1 protein-coding gene is annotated in these 651 nt (G+C 32.3%); it reads right to left on the reverse strand.

Annotated elements, in window-relative coordinates:
* Nucleotides 1–252 precede the first annotated feature (252 nt).
* Complete coding sequence (locus V7077_RS24650) at nucleotides 253–618, reverse strand: FusB/FusC family EF-G-binding protein (protein ID WP_335506855.1); 366 nt, start codon at nucleotides 616–618, stop codon at nucleotides 253–255.
* Nucleotides 619–651 lie beyond the last annotated feature (33 nt).

Below are 651 nucleotides of genomic sequence, written 5' to 3' on the forward strand. Positions count from 1 at the left end.
TTTACAATATAAACATGTTATTTATAGTATTATACCAATAACATGAATACTAAGAAAAGCGGTAACTCTAGGAAGCTGTCGGGCCTCCCAGTTTAAATTGTCTTCTTCTGAATGGTTTATACTTCATAATCAAAAAAAAAGGACTATCGATAAGATAGTCAAAGTTAGCAGCAACATAAGGATATGGGGGAATGTAGCTAATTATTACATACCCGTATTTAAAAAAGCTAAACCAAAAATTCATAGAATTATTCATATTTCAAGTGAGTTTCTTAAAAAAGTGATTAAATAGTCTACATTGGTTATCTTTTTATTGCATTCGCTGCTATCTGCACAAATAAGATTGCCAATGGACTTGTAATAATCCGGGTTTTTAGCCTTTTTAGCTTTTGTTACGGTGGAAAAATAGGCAACCTCGCCTAAACAATTACAGACAGAACAATAATTTTTTTTGCTCGTGGGCGTAAATTTACATTCAATCCCCACCATATTTCCATCTAGCTCATATACAATGAATTTTTTATTGGATCTTAAATCGTTCCAGCTTAAATAGGTTAGCTGGCTGTGGTCTATTTTTGATAAATCAGGCAGCTTTAATTTCTTATTCTTAGGAAACATTTTTTTCAGTTGCTGCTCGGTGATTTGTGGAAA

This window comes from Neobacillus vireti, from assembly GCF_036962465.1.
GTDB lineage: Bacteria > Bacillota > Bacilli > Bacillales > Cytobacillaceae > Neobacillus > Neobacillus vireti_B.

Bases quoted from the DNA above. Each gene is read 5' to 3' on its own strand.
- V7077_RS24650 (WP_335506855.1), bottom strand. From the start codon at position 618: ATGTTTCCTAAGAATAAGAAATTAAAGCTGCCTGATTTATCAAAAATA.